12 protein-coding genes are annotated in these 15849 nt (G+C 39.2%); 9 read left to right on the top strand and 3 right to left on the bottom strand.

Annotation, left to right across the window (positions count from 1 at the left end):
* The first annotated feature begins 54 nt into the window (after positions 1–54).
* Entirely contained in the window at positions 55–918 is an 864-nt protein-coding gene (locus tag JFU56_RS00835) for a LysR family transcriptional regulator (RefSeq protein ID WP_198435400.1), read from the top strand.
* Between the two features lie 133 nt (positions 919–1051).
* On the opposite strand, the gene JFU56_RS00830 is transcribed toward JFU56_RS00835, so the two are convergent.
* Positions 1052–2392, bottom strand: a complete 1341-nt coding sequence (locus JFU56_RS00830) for a DEAD/DEAH box helicase (RefSeq protein ID WP_198435399.1) — start codon at positions 2390–2392, stop codon at positions 1052–1054.
* A gap of 207 nt (positions 2393–2599) precedes the next feature.
* Here JFU56_RS00830 and JFU56_RS00825 point away from each other — a divergent pair, with 207 nt between their 5' ends.
* The 3 genes from JFU56_RS00825 to JFU56_RS00815 all read left to right on the top strand — a co-directional run bounded on the left by JFU56_RS00825 (position 2600) and on the right by JFU56_RS00815 (position 8934).
* Complete coding sequence (locus tag JFU56_RS00825; RefSeq protein ID WP_198435398.1) at positions 2600–3238, top strand: deoxynucleoside kinase; 639 nt, start codon at positions 2600–2602, stop codon at positions 3236–3238.
* A 135-nt stretch (positions 3239–3373) separates the two neighbouring features.
* Complete coding sequence (locus tag JFU56_RS00820; RefSeq protein WP_198435397.1) at positions 3374–5107, top strand: autotransporter assembly complex family protein; 1734 nt, start codon at positions 3374–3376, stop codon at positions 5105–5107.
* The gene (locus tag JFU56_RS00815) at positions 5107–8934 is read left to right on the top strand and encodes a translocation/assembly module TamB domain-containing protein (protein WP_198435396.1); all 3828 of its coding nucleotides are present in this window, start codon (positions 5107–5109) and stop codon (positions 8932–8934) included. Before JFU56_RS00820 ends, JFU56_RS00815 begins: the two co-directional genes overlap by 1 nt.
* Before the next feature lie 178 nt (positions 8935–9112).
* Here JFU56_RS00815 and cspD read toward each other — a convergent pair whose 3' ends face one another.
* Positions 9113–9334 carry a cold shock domain-containing protein CspD gene (gene cspD / locus JFU56_RS00810; protein WP_198435395.1) on the bottom strand — a complete coding sequence of 74 codons (222 nt, stop codon included), beginning with the start codon at positions 9332–9334 and terminating at the stop codon, positions 9113–9115.
* A gap of 262 nt (positions 9335–9596) precedes the next feature.
* Here cspD and clpS point away from each other — a divergent pair, with 262 nt between their 5' ends.
* The 3 genes from clpS to JFU56_RS00795 all read left to right on the top strand — a co-directional run bounded on the left by clpS (position 9597) and on the right by JFU56_RS00795 (position 12681).
* Complete coding sequence (gene clpS / locus JFU56_RS00805; RefSeq protein ID WP_019440075.1) at positions 9597–9911, top strand: ATP-dependent Clp protease adapter ClpS; 315 nt, start codon at positions 9597–9599, stop codon at positions 9909–9911.
* Positions 9912–9959: 48 nt separating this feature from the next.
* On the top strand, positions 9960–12233 hold the full coding sequence (gene clpA / locus JFU56_RS00800; protein ID WP_198435394.1) for an ATP-dependent Clp protease ATP-binding subunit ClpA: 2274 nt from the start codon (positions 9960–9962) through the stop codon (positions 12231–12233).
* An 82-nt stretch (positions 12234–12315) separates the two neighbouring features.
* Positions 12316–12681, top strand: a complete 366-nt coding sequence (locus tag JFU56_RS00795) for a hypothetical protein (RefSeq protein WP_198435393.1) — start codon at positions 12316–12318, stop codon at positions 12679–12681.
* Positions 12682–12859: 178 nt separating this feature from the next.
* On the opposite strand, the gene JFU56_RS00790 is transcribed toward JFU56_RS00795, so the two are convergent.
* Positions 12860–13708 (bottom strand): S1 RNA-binding domain-containing protein, encoded by an 849-nt coding sequence (locus JFU56_RS00790; protein ID WP_198435392.1) that lies wholly within the window; start codon positions 13706–13708, stop codon positions 12860–12862.
* 262 nt (positions 13709–13970) lie between these two features.
* Between JFU56_RS00790 and rluF the strand changes: the two genes are divergently transcribed.
* Both rluF and JFU56_RS00780 read left to right on the top strand, forming a co-directional pair.
* Entirely contained in the window at positions 13971–15170 is a 1200-nt protein-coding gene (gene rluF / locus JFU56_RS00785; protein ID WP_198435391.1) for a 23S rRNA pseudouridine(2604) synthase RluF, read from the top strand.
* Between the two features lie 9 nt (positions 15171–15179).
* Positions 15180–15836 (top strand): hypothetical protein, encoded by a 657-nt coding sequence (locus JFU56_RS00780; RefSeq protein ID WP_198435390.1) that lies wholly within the window; start codon positions 15180–15182, stop codon positions 15834–15836.
* Positions 15837–15849 lie beyond the last annotated feature (13 nt).

Below are 15849 nucleotides of genomic sequence, written 5' to 3'. Positions count from 1 at the left end.
CTAAACTATATTGTATTATGTGGTTATTTATTTTATCTAATGAAGGCTAAACTCTTGGATACAGAGCTACTTAAAACATTTTTGGAAGTCACTAAGACAAGACATTTTGGTCGTGCGGCAGATAATTTATTTTTAACGCAATCAGCGGTAAGTTTTAGGATCCGTCATTTAGAATCGCAATTAGGCAATCCCCTGTTTTCACGTCAGCGTGGTAACTTACAGCTGACAAGTGCGGGTGAACGTTTACTGCCTTATGCTGAGTCGATTTTACAAATGTGGGGGCGTGCGAGGAATGATATTGCACTATCAGAAGAGCTATCGGTTCAGATCACATTAGGCGCCTCGGCAATATTCTGGGAGTTTGACGGGATTTCCGATTGGATAAATCGTATTTCCAGCGCAGATCCTGGGCTCGCTTTACGCTTAGAGTCCGTTCCGCGCCAACATATGTCGAAACGGTTACTTGATAAGAGCATTGATCTATCAATTACCAGCGAGCCGCCAGTTAACGATGATTTTAATATTGTCAAAGTACGTGATTACCAATTGCAACTCGTCACGCATAAGCCTGATTGTGATATGAATAATATTAGCGAATTACCTTTGGTTTATTTAGACTGGAGCACGCGATTTTCTATTCAGCATAATAAAATTGCAGCGCTGCAGCGCACGGCTGTGATCCATACGGATTCATGTCGCGTTGCATTAGATCATATTATTGGTAACGGTGGTGTGGGTTATTTACCTTCTCCGGTGATAGCACAGAGTGTTGATGCGGGTTTATTGCATTTAGTACAAGATGCTCCAGTGATGGAGCAAGCATTATACCTTGTCTGTCGTGCTGATCATGAAAAACAAAGCATGATCGATAGTTTGCTTGCGGTACCGTTTAATAAAATAATCGAAAGTATCGATTAAATTTTAATGCTAAAAAAGACCTTATTAAACTAACCAGCGTGGTTATTTAATAAGGCCTTATTGTTTGTAACTAATCGTTTTAACGCTTTATCTCTAAAGAACCATCTTTAAAAAATAGTCGCTAACTTGATAATTACTTTTGTTTTGGTGCAGCAACATTACCTTTACGGTGTAGTTTAGCACTTGTCTTACGGTGCTTACCTTTGCTTGCTTTTTTCGATGGTGCAGTTGTTTTTGGCTTGTGCTCAACTTTTTCTTCACCAACCGCTTTATTACGACGAGGTTGACGACGTTCGTGTGATGCACGGCCGCTAATATCTGCAATCAGGCGATCACGGTTACTTACTTCATAACCTTTAACTACTTGACGTTCAATCTTGTGACCAATCATCGCTTCGATATCTGCAAGACCGTGCTCTTCTTCACGACATACAAATGATACCGCATTACCTGTTTCGCCAGCACGGCCTGTACGACCGATACGGTGAACGTAATCTTCCGCTAGGAAAGGTAAGTCAAAGTTAACTACGAATTTAAGACCTTGAACATCAAGACCACGAGCAGCAACATCTGTAGCAACTAGTGCACGGATTTTACCTTCTTTAAATTCAGTTAAGGCACGACGACGAGCGCCTTGACCTTTATCACCGTGACAAACATCAGCGCGAATACCGTCAAGTTTTAATTCTTTAACGATGTTGTTAGCAGCTTCTTTCGTGTTAACAAATACTAAAACTTGTTTCCAGTTTTTAGTACCGATTAATTCAGAAAGTAATTCTTGTTTACGACGTTGTTCAACAGGATGGATAACATGTTTAATTGTTGTCGCTGTTGAGTTTTCTTTTGATGCAGAAACGATTACTGGCTGTGATAGTAATTCATTTGCTAAATGCTTCATCTGTTGCGATAACGTCGCAGAGAAAAGCATTGTTTGGTAATCAGCAGTCATGCATTCTAAGATCTTACGGATATCGGTGATGAAACCCATGTCTAACATACGATCTGCTTCATCTAGCACTAGGTGCTCAACGTTAGCAAGGTTGGTATTGTTAAGTTGTAAGTGCTCTAGTAAACGACCTGGAGTCGCTACTAATACATCAACACCAGCTTTAAGCTGTTTAGTTTGTGTTTCCATTTTAACGCCGCCATAAACACTTATAACGTTAAGTGTCATGAATTGGCTGTACGCTTTAATGTTGTCTGTTACTTGCGCTGCAAGTTCACGTGTAGGCACTAAAATAAGCGCTCGTACGTGAGATGAATGGATTTCTTTCGGTGCATCTGCAATTTGTTGCAAGATAGGTAAAGCAAAAGCAGCTGTTTTACCAGTGCCTGTCTGTGCGTTTGCTAGAATATCTTTACCGCGACCAGCAGCTGGGATTGCTTGCTGTTGTACAGGCGTCATTTGGTCATAATTACAAGCTTCTAGCGCGCGTAAAATTTCGGGAGTAAAACTATATGATGAAAATTTCATTGGATATCCTAGCAATCGGGCAATATGCCCATTAAGGCGGCATATTATACAGGAATAAATAACTTAGGTGAATGTATGATTTACGTTAACGGATAAATTTTTAGCGTTAAATTTGATAAACTGTCTAGATGTTAAGCAAGGTTGCGCTTGGAAGACACTATCAATATGCTATAATCCTCCGCTTATATTAGCATCATAGGTTTTATAATGAGTAATGAACAAACGTTTAAACTAGTCGCGATCGAAGGTAATATCGGTGTTGGTAAATCAACATTACTGCCTTTATTGGCAAAAGAATTAACAGATAATGATACCGCTAACTGGCAGTTAATATTAGAAGATGTTGATTCAGACCCTGAATTTCAACGCTTACTACAAGCGTTTACAGTGGACCCTACACGCCGTATCGAGTTTCAGCGTTACATTACTAATAAAAGATCTGATATCTGTAAAGATCTCGATCCTGCGTTCAATTACATCATTGAGCGTTCATTATTTTCAGACCTGGTTTTCTGTCAAGCAAACTTAGCTGAAGCATGCCGTCCTGATGGTAAAGACCTTGATTATTATTATGATATTCAAACTAAACTAGCTGATTACCCTCGTGTATCTGCGGTTGTATATTTACGTTGCGAAGCTGAAATAGCTTATACACGCATGCTTTCACGTGCACGTGATGCCGAGCAGGGAACGCCACGTGATTACCTACAGTTGATTTCGGATTGTCATGATACGTTTTTACCGCATATCTGCCGTAAATATAATACCGTATTATTGACTGAAGACTGGACTCACTTTGGTTGCCCAGCTACGCTAGCTAAGCGCATTATTAGCGACGGCATCTAGTTGAAATACAATGGTGTAGTAAATACTATGCCATTGTTTTTTTATATGAATTAGACTAATCTGTAAATCATCATTTTCCTTCACATGGAAAGTACGATTCTTTATTTGAACTGTGCTAAGTCAAGGTCTCAGTTAGTGAAATTACGCACGCTATTCACACTTATTCTGTTGTTATATTCTGCAGTTTTCTCTGTACCTGCATTCGCGGTCTCCAGTATCGATTTTAAATTAACTGGTGTTTCAGGTGATATCGAAGACAATATTGATTCATACCTTTCCACAATCGCAGTCCCTAAGGGTAATAATTACAGCTTTTTTGAATCTAAAGTTAGAAAAAACATTGTCGATTCTATTCAAGTATTCGGTTTTTATGCCCCAGATATAACCATTAATCTGACACTTGATGACGATGAACTACTGGTCTTTATCGAGATTAAACTCGGTCAAAGAGTGAAACTGGCTAACGTTAATATTCAGATTAAGGGTGACGCGGCTGATGATCCGATGTTCCTGAAATTACTCAGTACCAAGCAACTTATCCCTGGGTCTAATTTATCACACCAAAATTATGACAAGCTTAAAGCGGATATTACCAAGCTTGCGATCGCGCGTGGCTATTTCGATGGTAAATGGCAAAAAAGTGAAGTCAGAGTCAGTATTAAAAAGCATTTAGCAGATATTGATCTTATCTTTGATAGTAAAGAACGTTATGTATTTGGTGAATCAGTGCTCTCTAACCAAACTAAATCAGCGTCTATTATCTCTGAGTTAGCGACCTTTAAAGTAGGGCAAGAATTTGAGTCTAATTTGGTTGCAGAATACAGTTTAGCCTTGTTCAATAGTCGTTATTTCCAGTCAGCATCGGTAGTGCCAGATCTTAATGCGAGAAAAGATGGTCAGGTACCAATTATTATTACGGTTATCAACCACCCAAGTAATACCTATGAGGTCGGCGTAGGCTTCTTGAGTGACGTTGGTTTTAGGGGGTCACTCGGTTGGAAGAAGCCTTGGATCAACAGTCGTGGTGATAGTATTTCTGCTGATTTTGAATATTCAACAGTGCAGCAGGAGTTGACATTAAACTATGATATACCCATTGAGGATCCAATTACCAATATCGCTAAAATTCAGCTTGGTTTTCAGCGGAAAGATAATAAAGATACCGACAGTAAATTGTTTACGCTTCAGTTACAGCGTCAGTTTGAGCTCGAATCAAAGTGGCTACGAACTTGGTTTATCAAAGTAGAACAAGAAGATTTTACGCAAGGTAGTCAAGTTGGTAGTAGTCTGATGATATTACCTGGTGTCAGTTTTGCGAGAACGAAACAACGCGGCGGTGTTGACCCTTATTGGGGGAATCAGCAATTATTTAGTTTTGAAACCGCGAGTAAATATTGGGGCGCGGATACTGATATGCTAAAAGTACAAAGCCGAACGAAATATTTACGCTCTCTTAATAGAACACATTTCTTTACTGGCCGTTTCGATCTTGGCGCTATTTATGTTGATGAAATTGAAAGCGTACCTGCTTCAATGCGTTTCTTTGCTGGTGGTAGCCAGAGTATACGCGGTTATGACTATGAAACGGTTACGCCAACCGATGATGCTGGAGCTTATATCGGTGGCCGTTATTTAACTGTAGGTTCACTTGAGTACGGTTATCAATTTGCAGAAAAATGGCGTATTGGTATTTTTGCCGATGCAGGGACTTCAACTAATGATTTTTCTGAACCTGTTAGTGTGGGTATCGGAACAGGCATCCGCTGGATGACCCCGATCGGACCTGTTAAACTTGACTTTGCGGTGCCTGTTAACTCAGATACTGATACTAAGTATACTTTTCACCTGTACATTGGACCTGAATTGTAATGCGTTTATTTGCACTATTTTTTACTTTACTGGTTTTATTTTTTGGCGCGATTGCTGGGTTGCTTGGCAGCCATGCTGGTAATCAATATATTATTAATAAATTGAATAAATCCGACTTGCCACTGCACCTTATATTAGAGCAAGGTAGTGTATTAAGTCAGGCCCGCTGGAAAGAAATCGATTGGCAAGGTGATTTATTGCAATTGTCGATTACAGATCTAGATTACCAAATTGATTTATCTTGTTTACTCAGTGCAGAAGTTTGCGTCAACTCAATTAATGCTGCAGCAGTGAATTATTCAATGTCACTTGAAAAAGAGCCTCCGGTACTTTTAGGTATCGATTTAGGTGATGCATTAACCCGTATCGCAGCGCTTGATGATCAAATAACTAATACTGATTGGCAGTTGAATATCCCATTGGTCATTCGAGCGAAGAACATCGATATTAGTAATATCAATGTTGAAGTCGCCAATACCCACATTACAGCAGATCGACTTGAAGGTGCGGTTAATTTATCTGGGCGCGATATCACTGTTACATCACTCAAGACCACAAATGTATTTGTGAAAGTGATGACTGAAATAGCAAATAGCAGTGCTATAGAAACAAAGCAAGCGCAGACTATGGTTGAAAACATCAAGCAATTAGATGTTGTTTCTGAACTGCTCAATGAATTTTCACTTTATCAGGTATCCATCCCATTACGAGTTGATGTACTCGATGCTAAATTACTGCAATCTAAACTCCAGGTTAATGACTTATTTTTGGACTTCAATGCAATTGACTTAGTTGGTTTTATTGACGCCGGTGAAGTGGGTGTTGAAAAACTGAATGTGGTCATGCCACAGGCTGACACCCGCTTAACGGGAGAGATATTATTACAGCAAGGCTACCCGCTGTTTGTAAATGTGCAAACCACATTAAAGCAGCCCGAATTACTAAACCAGCTTGTCGTTGATGTGAAAGCCGGAGGTAGTCTTGATAACATCAACTTATCGATAAATACTTCCGCGCCAGTTCGAGAAAAAACCACAAATAAGGGTCAGGGACAGAAAAATACTGAAATTAATATTAAGGCGTCATTATCACCGCTAAAGTCAGCGTTACCATTTTCTATTGATGCTAATTGGCAGGATCTAGGCTGGCCATTATTCTCACCATCATTTATTGAAACAACGGCGGGTTCGTTATCATTACAAGGGGATTTAGACGATTATAAGATTAGCCTTTCTGGTTTACTTGATATTGATAATGCCCCGTTACTCGACCTAAACGTAAAGGGAAGGGGGAATTTAAACGGACTGTCATTATCAAAGATTAACGCTGAAACTTTAGGTGGAACAGTGACCGCTTCAGCTAAAGTTGATTGGGTCAATGAGATTACAGTGAGCAGTAAAGTAGCGACGAGCGGTGTACATCTTGATAAATATTGGCCTGACGTAAAATTACAACCCCGTGGTGATGTTCGCGTTGATTTTAAACTTCAACCGCAATCTAATAATGATTGGCTTGTCGATGTACATGATATTAATCTTGCTGCTGATGTTGAAGGTTATCCATTAACACTACAGGGACAGCTTACCTTAAACCAAAATTTATATTGGCGTTTGAATAATCTTGCTCTTTTCCGCGGCGAGGATTCTATTCAACTAGACGGTATCATTAATGAGCAATTCAAGTTAGGCGGTGAAATAGATGTAAAAACGTTCGCGCCTTATATCTCGGGGACTTCGGGCAGTGCTTTTGGCTATTTCACTGTTATTGGCAACAAATCTAAGCCTTGGTTAAACTTTAATTTTTTCACTGATAATGTATCTTTGCAAGATAATAGCTTAAAACGTGCCGAACTAAATGGCCGAATTAGCTTAACAGAACGCCCTGAAGGTGTGCTCTCGCTTTCTGGTGAAGAGCTACGCATTGGCGAACAGGTGATTAATAAGGTAGATGCTGAATATCAAGCAGATAGTGCTCGCAATAGTATCAGTCTCAACGTTGAAAATGATAAAAATAACGCGCAGTTGAAGATTGCAGGCGCCTGGCTAGGTGATACTTGGCAAGGAAAAGTGACCAAAGGACGAGTAAATTCCGAATATGGCAATTGGATCATAGATCCCAATGTGCAATTTTCTTACGCAGGTGAAGATAATTACCTTTCTGTTGAGCAACATTGTTGGAATGAAAAACAAGCAACGCTCTGTTTAGGTTTTGATGGCAAGCTTGATCAGGCCGATAAATTTGAATTCCAATTGCATGATTACGATATTAATAAATTGGAGTTAGAATCTGCAAGCAACCTTGAAATTGAAGGTTTACTCAATATTGCGAGTAAGGTTTCATGGGGGAAAGAAACACCGTTACAGTTAAATTCTGAATTGAGTATCGTTAATGGTTCGATGCTTATTTATAATGAAGAAGAAAGCAATGCTGCAAATTTTGAAACTCTAACAATGAAAGTGGGTTTAGATGAATCGAGCCTCTCAGTCAAAGCGAATATTCAATCCCATGAGTTAGGCGGTGTAACAGCTGATATTCGAATCGATGACGTATTTACGACGCGTGAACTGAGCGGTGAAATCGATATTATTGATATTGATCTCTCATTTATGGAGCCTTTGGTTTATCAAATAGACGTGCTTAATGGGGTTGTATCTGGCGCTGGTATTATTGATGGAACGCTAGATAAACCTAAAGTTATTGGCCAGTTTAATGTTAACAATGGCTATTTAGCGGGTGATGAATTACCGGTCACATTGGAAAGCTTTCAATTTAATATTGAGGTGAGTGGTGAAAATGCAACGATTACTGGCACTGCTAACTCTGGAAGGGGGACCGCGAAAGCTGTTGGTAGCCTTGCTTGGGGCGATTCATTCAATTATGAGCTGTTACTTCACGGCGATAATTTTGAGTTTGATGATAATAAAGGCGTTAAATTACAGTTCAGTCCAAAAATTAAAATTGCCGGGGACGATGTCGGTGCAAAAATCACTGGTGATATTGTCATTCCGTCTGCGCTAATCAAAGTTGAGCAATTACCACAGAGCGCTATCCAGGTGTCTAATGATGTTATTATTATTGATGCTGAGAATGTAACTAACTACCAATCCTATCCACTTGATGTTGAAGTTAATATTAAGCTGCTAGACGATGTTAAAATTAATTCTTTTGGTCTCAAATCTAATATAACGGGCGCGGTAACTATCGTGTTAGATAAAGATGGTAACTTGTTCTCTGACGGGATACTGCAATTTGAAAATGGTCGCTACCGTTCGTTTGGACAGGATCTGTATATTCGTCAGGGCCAAGTTGTGTTCTCTGGTTCGATAGATAACCCGCTCATTAACGTTGAAGCGATCCGGAACACCGAGCTGACTGAAGATAATGTCATTGTCGGCGTACGCCTTATTGGCCCAGCTAAAAAACCAGTGTTTACAATATTTTCAGAGCCAGACATGGAGCAGACGCGCATGATTTCATACTTATTACGTGGTCGTGATATTGGTTCTGAAGATGAGACGAGCCAAGATGATGTCATCAAAACATTGCTTATTAGTTCGAGCCTTGGTCAAAGTGAGGGGGTTATTGGATTTGTCGGTGATACATTAGGAGTCAAAGATTTTGCCATTGATACTCAAGGGCAAGGAAATGATACACGCGTTGAAATGAGTGGTTACATATTACCAGGCGTTCAGATCCGTTACGGAATAGGCATATTTTCAGCACTCAGTGAAGTGATTGTACGATACGAGATCATTCCAAAACTTTATATCGAATTAGTCAGTGGCGTTGATAGTGCTGTGGATGTTTATTATAAATTTAGTCGTTAAAGAGCTAAATGCGTGTTTAGATACATTGTTGAATTGTTGAATTGTTGAATTGTTGAATTGTTGAATTGTTGAATTGTTGAATTGTTGAATTGTTTATATTAGCGATTGCGAAGAGCTTAAATATGTAAAGTTGAAAAATAAAAGCAGCTTAGCTGCTTTTTATCACGATAGAAGGCCGTTATTTTATTTCGCTTGTCTCATGCGCAGAAATAGAAATCGCGTGTGAGCCTTTTGGTCCTTCGTCAATTTCATAATCTACCAGCTGTCCCGCTTTTAACGTTCGGTATCCATCCATCTGTATAATTGAAAAGTGTGCGAACACATCATCACCACCAGACTCTGGGCAAATGAAGCCGAATCCCTTAGCATTATTGAACCATTTAACCGTACCGGTTGCCATACTTCTGCATCCTTTCTGTAATTGCAAATTGTTTGATTACTGAACTGTCGTCACCCTTATTAACTTAAGGAGAATAGATGTATGTAATTATCAACAATAAAGTTAATTAATTGATCATAAATAAATGCATCTTGTTAATAAATTTAGTTTATTCGCAACTATAGTCAAGTTAATATTCCTAAAAATGGTTAAAATGAGGTAAACTTAGACGAAAGGTTGAAAGTTATTAGCCCAAATCTGTGATAGGTACTAAGATAGAATTATGAGTAAGTTAGATGAACTGATTGATTTCAAAACAAGTATAGAAAGTGAGCAAGAGTTAAAACCACCTTCATTTTACAAAGTGTTTTTGAATAATGATGACTATACTCCAATGGATTTCGTTGTAGATGTACTGCAAAGGTTTTTTTCTATGGATATAGATAAGGCTAACCAAATCATGTTAACTGTTCATTATCGGGGCAGGGGTGTTTGTGGTGTATTTACGGCTGATATAGCCGAAACAAAAGTATCACAGGTAATGCAATATGCAAAAGACAACGAACAGTCCTTATTATGTACCATGGAACAAGCATAAGCGTAATGGTGGCAATGTTACGCAACACGTAGTTATAGGGAGATGCCTATGTTAAGCAAAGATCTAGAAATTACGCTGAATGAAGCGTTTAAAACTGCACGTGAAAATCGTCATGAGTTCATGACGGTCGAGCATCTACTGGTTTCACTACTAAGTAACAAGTCTGCCTGCGAAGCAATTAAAGGCTGTTCTGGTGATATCGACGCTATTCGTGATGAACTACTCCTCTTTTTAGAACAGACTACACCTATTTTACCTGAGTCTGACGAAGATCGAGAGACGCAGCCAACACTTGGTTTTCAACGCGTTTTACAACGCGCAGTGTTTCATGTGCAATCCTCAGGTAATAACGAAGTGACAGGGGCCAATGTACTTGTTGCTATTTTCAGTGAGCAAGAGTCTCAAGCTGCCTATATTTTAAAAAAATCAGGCATGAGTCGTCTCGATGTGATTAATTTTATCTCACATGGAATACGCAAAAATGATGAAGAACCGCATGTTGAAGACAATCAAGATGCTTCAGAACAAGCAATCAATGACGGCGAAGATCAATCAACAAAATTGGAAAATTTCTCAACCAATTTGAACAAGTCAGTTGTTGAGGGACGCATTGACCCGTTAATTGGTCGTGAAGAAGAACTAAACCGTACTATTCAGATCTTGTGTCGACGACGTAAAAACAATCCATTATTGGTTGGTGAAGCCGGTGTTGGTAAAACTGCAATTGCGGAAGGTCTTGCGTACAGAATCGTGCATGAAGAAGTACCCGATGTAATGAAAAATACTCAGGTATTCTCACTTGATCTTGGTGCGTTGCTCGCTGGTACTAAATATCGTGGTGATTTTGAAAAACGTTTTAAATCGTTATTGAAGCAGCTGCAAAAACATGATGATGCTATTTTATTTATTGATGAAATACACACTATCATTGGAGCTGGTGCGGCGTCTGGTGGACAACTTGATGCTGCGAACTTAATTAAGCCACTGCTCAGTAACGGTACGCTACGTTGTATCGGTTCAACGACGTATTCTGAATACAGTCAAATTTTTGAGAAAGACAGCGCGCTTGCCCGACGTTTCCAAAAAGTAGACGTAATTGAACCTTCTATTGACGATACAGTTAAGATCCTGCAAGGACTTAAATCTCGTTACGAAGAGCATCATGATGTGCGTTATACCGCGAAAGCACTTCGTGCAGCGACTGAATTATCTGCAAAATACATTAATGAACGTCAGCTACCTGATAAAGCCATTGATGTAATGGATGAAGCGGGAGCTAAACAGCGCTTGCTACCAGTCAATAAGCGTAAGAAAACGATTGGCATTAGTGAAATCGAATCGATTGTAGCGAAGATGGCGCGTATACCAGAAAAATCAGTCTCTTCAAATGACCGAGATGTTCTTAAGAACTTAGAGCGTAATCTGAAAATGGTTGTGTTTGGTCAAGACCCTGCAATTGAAGTATTGACTGATGCGATCCGTTTATCACGTTCAGGCCTTGGTGCTGAAAGGAAACCAATCGGTTCGTTCTTATTTGCTGGACCCACTGGTGTTGGTAAAACAGAGGTTACTCAACGTTTAGCCAAAATTATGGGTGTAGATCTGATCCGTTTTGATATGTCCGAGTATATGGAACGTCATACCGTGTCTCGTTTAATCGGTGCACCTCCAGGTTATGTTGGTTATGATCAAGGTGGTTTATTAACTGATGCAGTGATCAAGCAACCACATGCCGTTGTGCTTCTCGATGAAATCGAAAAGGCGCATCCTGATGTGTTTAACTTGCTGTTGCAGGTGATGGATAACGGTACGTTAACTGATAATAACGGTCGTAAAGCTGATTTCCGTAATATTATTCTTGTGATGACGACAAATGCGGGCGCAACAGAAACAGTGCGTCAGTCAATTGGCTTTAAAGAACAAGATAATAATAGTGATGCGCTTGGCGAAGTGAACAAATTATTTGCGCCTGAATTCCGTAACCGTTTAGATAATATCATTTGGTTTAATCATTTAGATATGGATGTGATCCATATGGTTGTTGATAAATTCTTAGTTGAATTAGAAGCTCAATTAGACGATAAACAAGTCGCATTGAATGTTTCCAACGATGCTCGGAAATGGTTAGCAAATAAGGGTTATGACAAGACCATGGGCGCACGTCCAATGGCGCGTGTTATTCAGGATAAAATCAAGCGTAACCTAGCGAATGAAATTTTGTTTGGTAAACTGTCAAATGGTGGCGCGGTTGATATTCAGCTGAAAGATGATGAGTTAGCCTTTACCTTTACAGATGTTAAGGTTACAGCAACAGAAACATAATTTGTTGTATGCGCTATAAGCTTGTTTTTTTTCGAATTAGTGTTACTTTGTATCTATGCTTGACTTAAAGAGGGAATGCAATATGGATATTTCCGCATTAACTAGAGTCGAAATTAGTATCCCTGATGGGATTAATTTTGATTCATTAGGACTAGAACTTGATGATGACGGTAGTATTTCCTTTGATATTGAAACGTTGGAAGCTGTGGCATTAGAAAGTGGTATCGATATAGCCTTGTTAGATGAAGGCTATGTATTACAAGTTTTACTGATTAGTTTCTATCAATGGCATCGAGTGCATAATGGTGAGTTAAACCCTGTTATGGAAGACATTATAGAACAAGCGAATGATTTATCTGCGTACTCTGATGATGAGCTCATTATGATTTTAGGTTCTGCAGAGATGGATAAGCAAGCCAACGTGTCTATTTCGCAAATAGTGCATTGATTCATTATTAGGGATGCATTGGCTCAACATTAGAATTGCAACGCGTAAATAAAAAATGGAAGCCAATTGGCTTCCATTTTTATTTCATCACTATTTACCTAACGATTAAAAGTCATTCAGTATTACCTATTGAATTGGCAGTACTTACACTTCATGTCATCACGTTATATAGTTAAGATTATTCAGTGTCTTTAACTTGTAAGCCAACGTTACCCGTCTTAACAATATCAATTATACCTTTCTTGAATAATTGACCAACTGCGCTTTTGAATGTCTTCTTACTAACACCAAATAAACGAGAGATTGTTTCAGGGTCTGTCTTATCAGTTACCGGCATGAAACCACCGTGTTTATTTAGCTCTGATAATAATACTTGGCTAAAGTCAGTAACTTTACCGTGACCAGGTTCATTAAGCAGGATATCAATTTTGCCGTCTTCACGTACTTTTTGGATATATGCTTTTTGTTTTTCACCACGATTTAATTTCTTAAACATTTCGTTCTTGTAAACAACACCCCAATGCGTATTATTTACGATCACTTTGTAACCAAGCTCTGTTGGGTCAACCGGCGTGATTTCAACTTCTTCGTGGATCTTGTAACGTGCAGGTACATTGTCTACATGACGATCAAGTTTTGTTGTTGCTGTGATACGACCATGGATACGATCTAAGTAGATAGCAACAAGGTATTCACGACCAACTTGTAGTGGGGTACGCTGTTCGCTATAAGGAACTAGCAAGTCTTTATCTAAACCCCAATCAAGGAATGCACCAACATTGTTTACTTGTTTTACTTTTAGCATGACAAATTCGCCAACAGCACCAAGTACTTTTTGTGTTGTTGCAATGATGCGGTCTTCTGAATCAAGGTAGATAAATACCTCTAGATCATCACCGATTTCAATATCTAATGGTGAGTTTGTAAAAGGTAATAGAATTTCGCCTAATACACCGCCGTCCAGGTAGAAACCTGATCCAGTTTCTTTGATAATTTCTAAGGTATTTAACTTACCTAATTCTGCCATAGTTCTTTGCTCTGCCTTGAAATAATGAGGGTTATTATAGATCACCCAATAATGTGGGCAATGTACCACGAAGAGTGAAAAAAACCCAATATTTGCGGGTGAATTAATATTAATAACTTCAACGGTTAAATATATGCACTAATATTGCTTGATAATAATGCCTTCTGTTATACTTCGGGCACTTAATTGCGGTCTTTCTGAAGTTTAAATTCTCAAAACCTTAACGCAATTCCAAATTCCTTTAATATTAGTATAAATTATCATGACACAACAAGACATCAAACTAACACGACTTAATAAATATATCAGTGACACGGGTTACTGCTCTCGCCGTGAGGCTGACCGCTTGATTGAACAAGGTCGCGTAACTATTAATGGTAAAATTCCAGAAATGGGGACGAAAGTGTCAGATGATGATGTGGTATCTGTAAACGGTAAGCCAGTTAAAGAAAAGCAAAAGCGTATCTATATTGCCTTAAACAAGCCAGCAGGCATTACATGTACAACAGAACGTCATATTCAAGGTAATGTAATTGATTTGATTGATTACAGCACGCGCATATTCCCTATTGGTCGACTTGATAAACCTTCAGAAGGTCTTATCTTTTTAACTAATGACGGTGATATTGTGAATAAAATCTTACGTGCCGGTAACGCGCATGAAAAAGAATACATGGTTAAAGTTGATAGTACAGTTACGGATCGTTTCTTAAAAGACATGGCTCGCGGTGTGCCGATCCTCGATACAGTCACTAAACCGTGTAAAGTAACGCGTGAAGGTCGCTTTGAATTTAAGATAATCTTAACGCAAGGTCTTAATCAGCAGATCCGTCGTATGTGTGAGTATTTCGGATTCCAAGTTAAATCATTGACGCGTACACGTATTATGAATATCGATATGGAAGGCCTAAAAACGGGCGAATGGCGTCTACTTACTGATAAAGAAATGGCTGAAATAAACAGCATGGTTGAAAGCTCTAGTAGTACTGAAGAAGCGTCAGACTATGGCCAAGAGAAACCGAAAACAAAAAGTCAGCACTCGAAACGTGGTGTAAATAGTGCCGCACGTCAGAAACGATTTGGTTATGGTGATTATGCTGCAACCCCTGAGCAAGTTGAAAGTGATGCACCAGCTACAGATTTTTGGTCTGACAATCAAGAAGAAATAAGCACTAACGTCGATGACCTGGATGATTCAACAACTAATTTTTGGACTGAAAACGTAAAAGCCAATGCGAATGAAAAATCGACTGACGTTGTAGAAGATAAATCAGCGTCTTTTTCTGATGAGCAAATTGCATCAAGAGCACGTTTTGAATCAGCTGAAAAGCGTAAAAATAATAAAAAACCAGCGACTCGCTTTAGTATTATCGCCGACCGTGAAAAAGCAAAGCTGGCTAATGCTAAGGCTGAACCAGCAGCGCCGCGTGTTAAAGGCACTTTAACGTTGAAAAAGAAGTAACTGAGTATCATGTCTACTGACAATTATCCTGCAATAGATATCCCGTTTAATGTTCGCTACACGTGTTTGTTTTGTGGCGAACCATCGCACTTAAACGTTAACATCCCGTTTTTGATAGACGATATGCATAAAGCGCCACATGCACCATTGTCTGTGCCTGCGTGTGACGAGTGCCTATCTGTGGTTAAGAAAGCGCGTTGCCAGTCTATTTATCAATACCGTAATGTTGTTAAAGCGGCGTTAACGCGTAAATACCAAAAAGCGTTAAGCATCGGGTCTAATTGGACTGAGCAAGAACTGCAAGATTCTGAGTTCGAAGGTGCTGCATTTGAAGGATTTAAGCGCAGCGCATGGATGATGTATACAATGGTTCAAGCAAGGGTTAACTATATCGGCTGGCCTTTATGTCTTAATGGTATCCCACTTGATCCAGATGAAGACGCTGGTGGATTTAGCTTTGATGGTACCGAATTTGTGAGTGTCGAGCATGCGATTGAACATTACGTCAAAACATTCCATCTTGATACTGTATTGCTACCTGAGCTGGTTAAACAATTAGGTAAAGATAAGTTCGGTTATTCAGTGCGTATTAGTCGTTTATATTTAACAATGACGGCGGCTGAACGCACTCAAATTATTGCTGATATTGTAGAGAGTCAGCAATAATTTTATAATGTAG

This window comes from Moritella sp. F3 (assembly GCF_015082335.1).
Taxonomy (GTDB): Bacteria; Pseudomonadota; Gammaproteobacteria; order Enterobacterales; family Moritellaceae; genus Moritella.
This window is presented reverse-complemented; position numbering and strand designations above follow the sequence as displayed.

What these genes read in the sequence shown, in the direction of transcription:
- rluF (WP_198435391.1), top strand. Translation starts at nt 13,971, where the DNA reads ATGACACAACAAGACATCAAACTAACACGACTTAATAAATATATCAGT.
- clpA (WP_198435394.1), top strand. Translation starts at nt 9,960, where the DNA reads ATGTTAAGCAAAGATCTAGAAATTACGCTGAATGAAGCGTTTAAAACT.
- JFU56_RS00780 (WP_198435390.1), top strand. Translation starts at nt 15,180, where the DNA reads ATGTCTACTGACAATTATCCTGCAATAGATATCCCGTTTAATGTTCGC.
- cspD (WP_198435395.1), bottom strand. Translation starts at nt 9,334, where the DNA reads ATGGCAACCGGTACGGTTAAATGGTTCAATAATGCTAAGGGATTCGGC.
- JFU56_RS00815 (WP_198435396.1), top strand. Translation starts at nt 5,107, where the DNA reads ATGCGTTTATTTGCACTATTTTTTACTTTACTGGTTTTATTTTTTGGC.
- clpS (WP_019440075.1), top strand. Translation starts at nt 9,597, where the DNA reads ATGAGTAAGTTAGATGAACTGATTGATTTCAAAACAAGTATAGAAAGT.
- JFU56_RS00830 (WP_198435399.1), bottom strand. Translation starts at nt 2,392, where the DNA reads ATGAAATTTTCATCATATAGTTTTACTCCCGAAATTTTACGCGCGCTA.
- JFU56_RS00825 (WP_198435398.1), top strand. Translation starts at nt 2,600, where the DNA reads ATGAGTAATGAACAAACGTTTAAACTAGTCGCGATCGAAGGTAATATC.
- JFU56_RS00795 (WP_198435393.1), top strand. Translation starts at nt 12,316, where the DNA reads ATGGATATTTCCGCATTAACTAGAGTCGAAATTAGTATCCCTGATGGG.
- JFU56_RS00790 (WP_198435392.1), bottom strand. Translation starts at nt 13,708, where the DNA reads ATGGCAGAATTAGGTAAGTTAAATACCTTAGAAATTATCAAAGAAACT.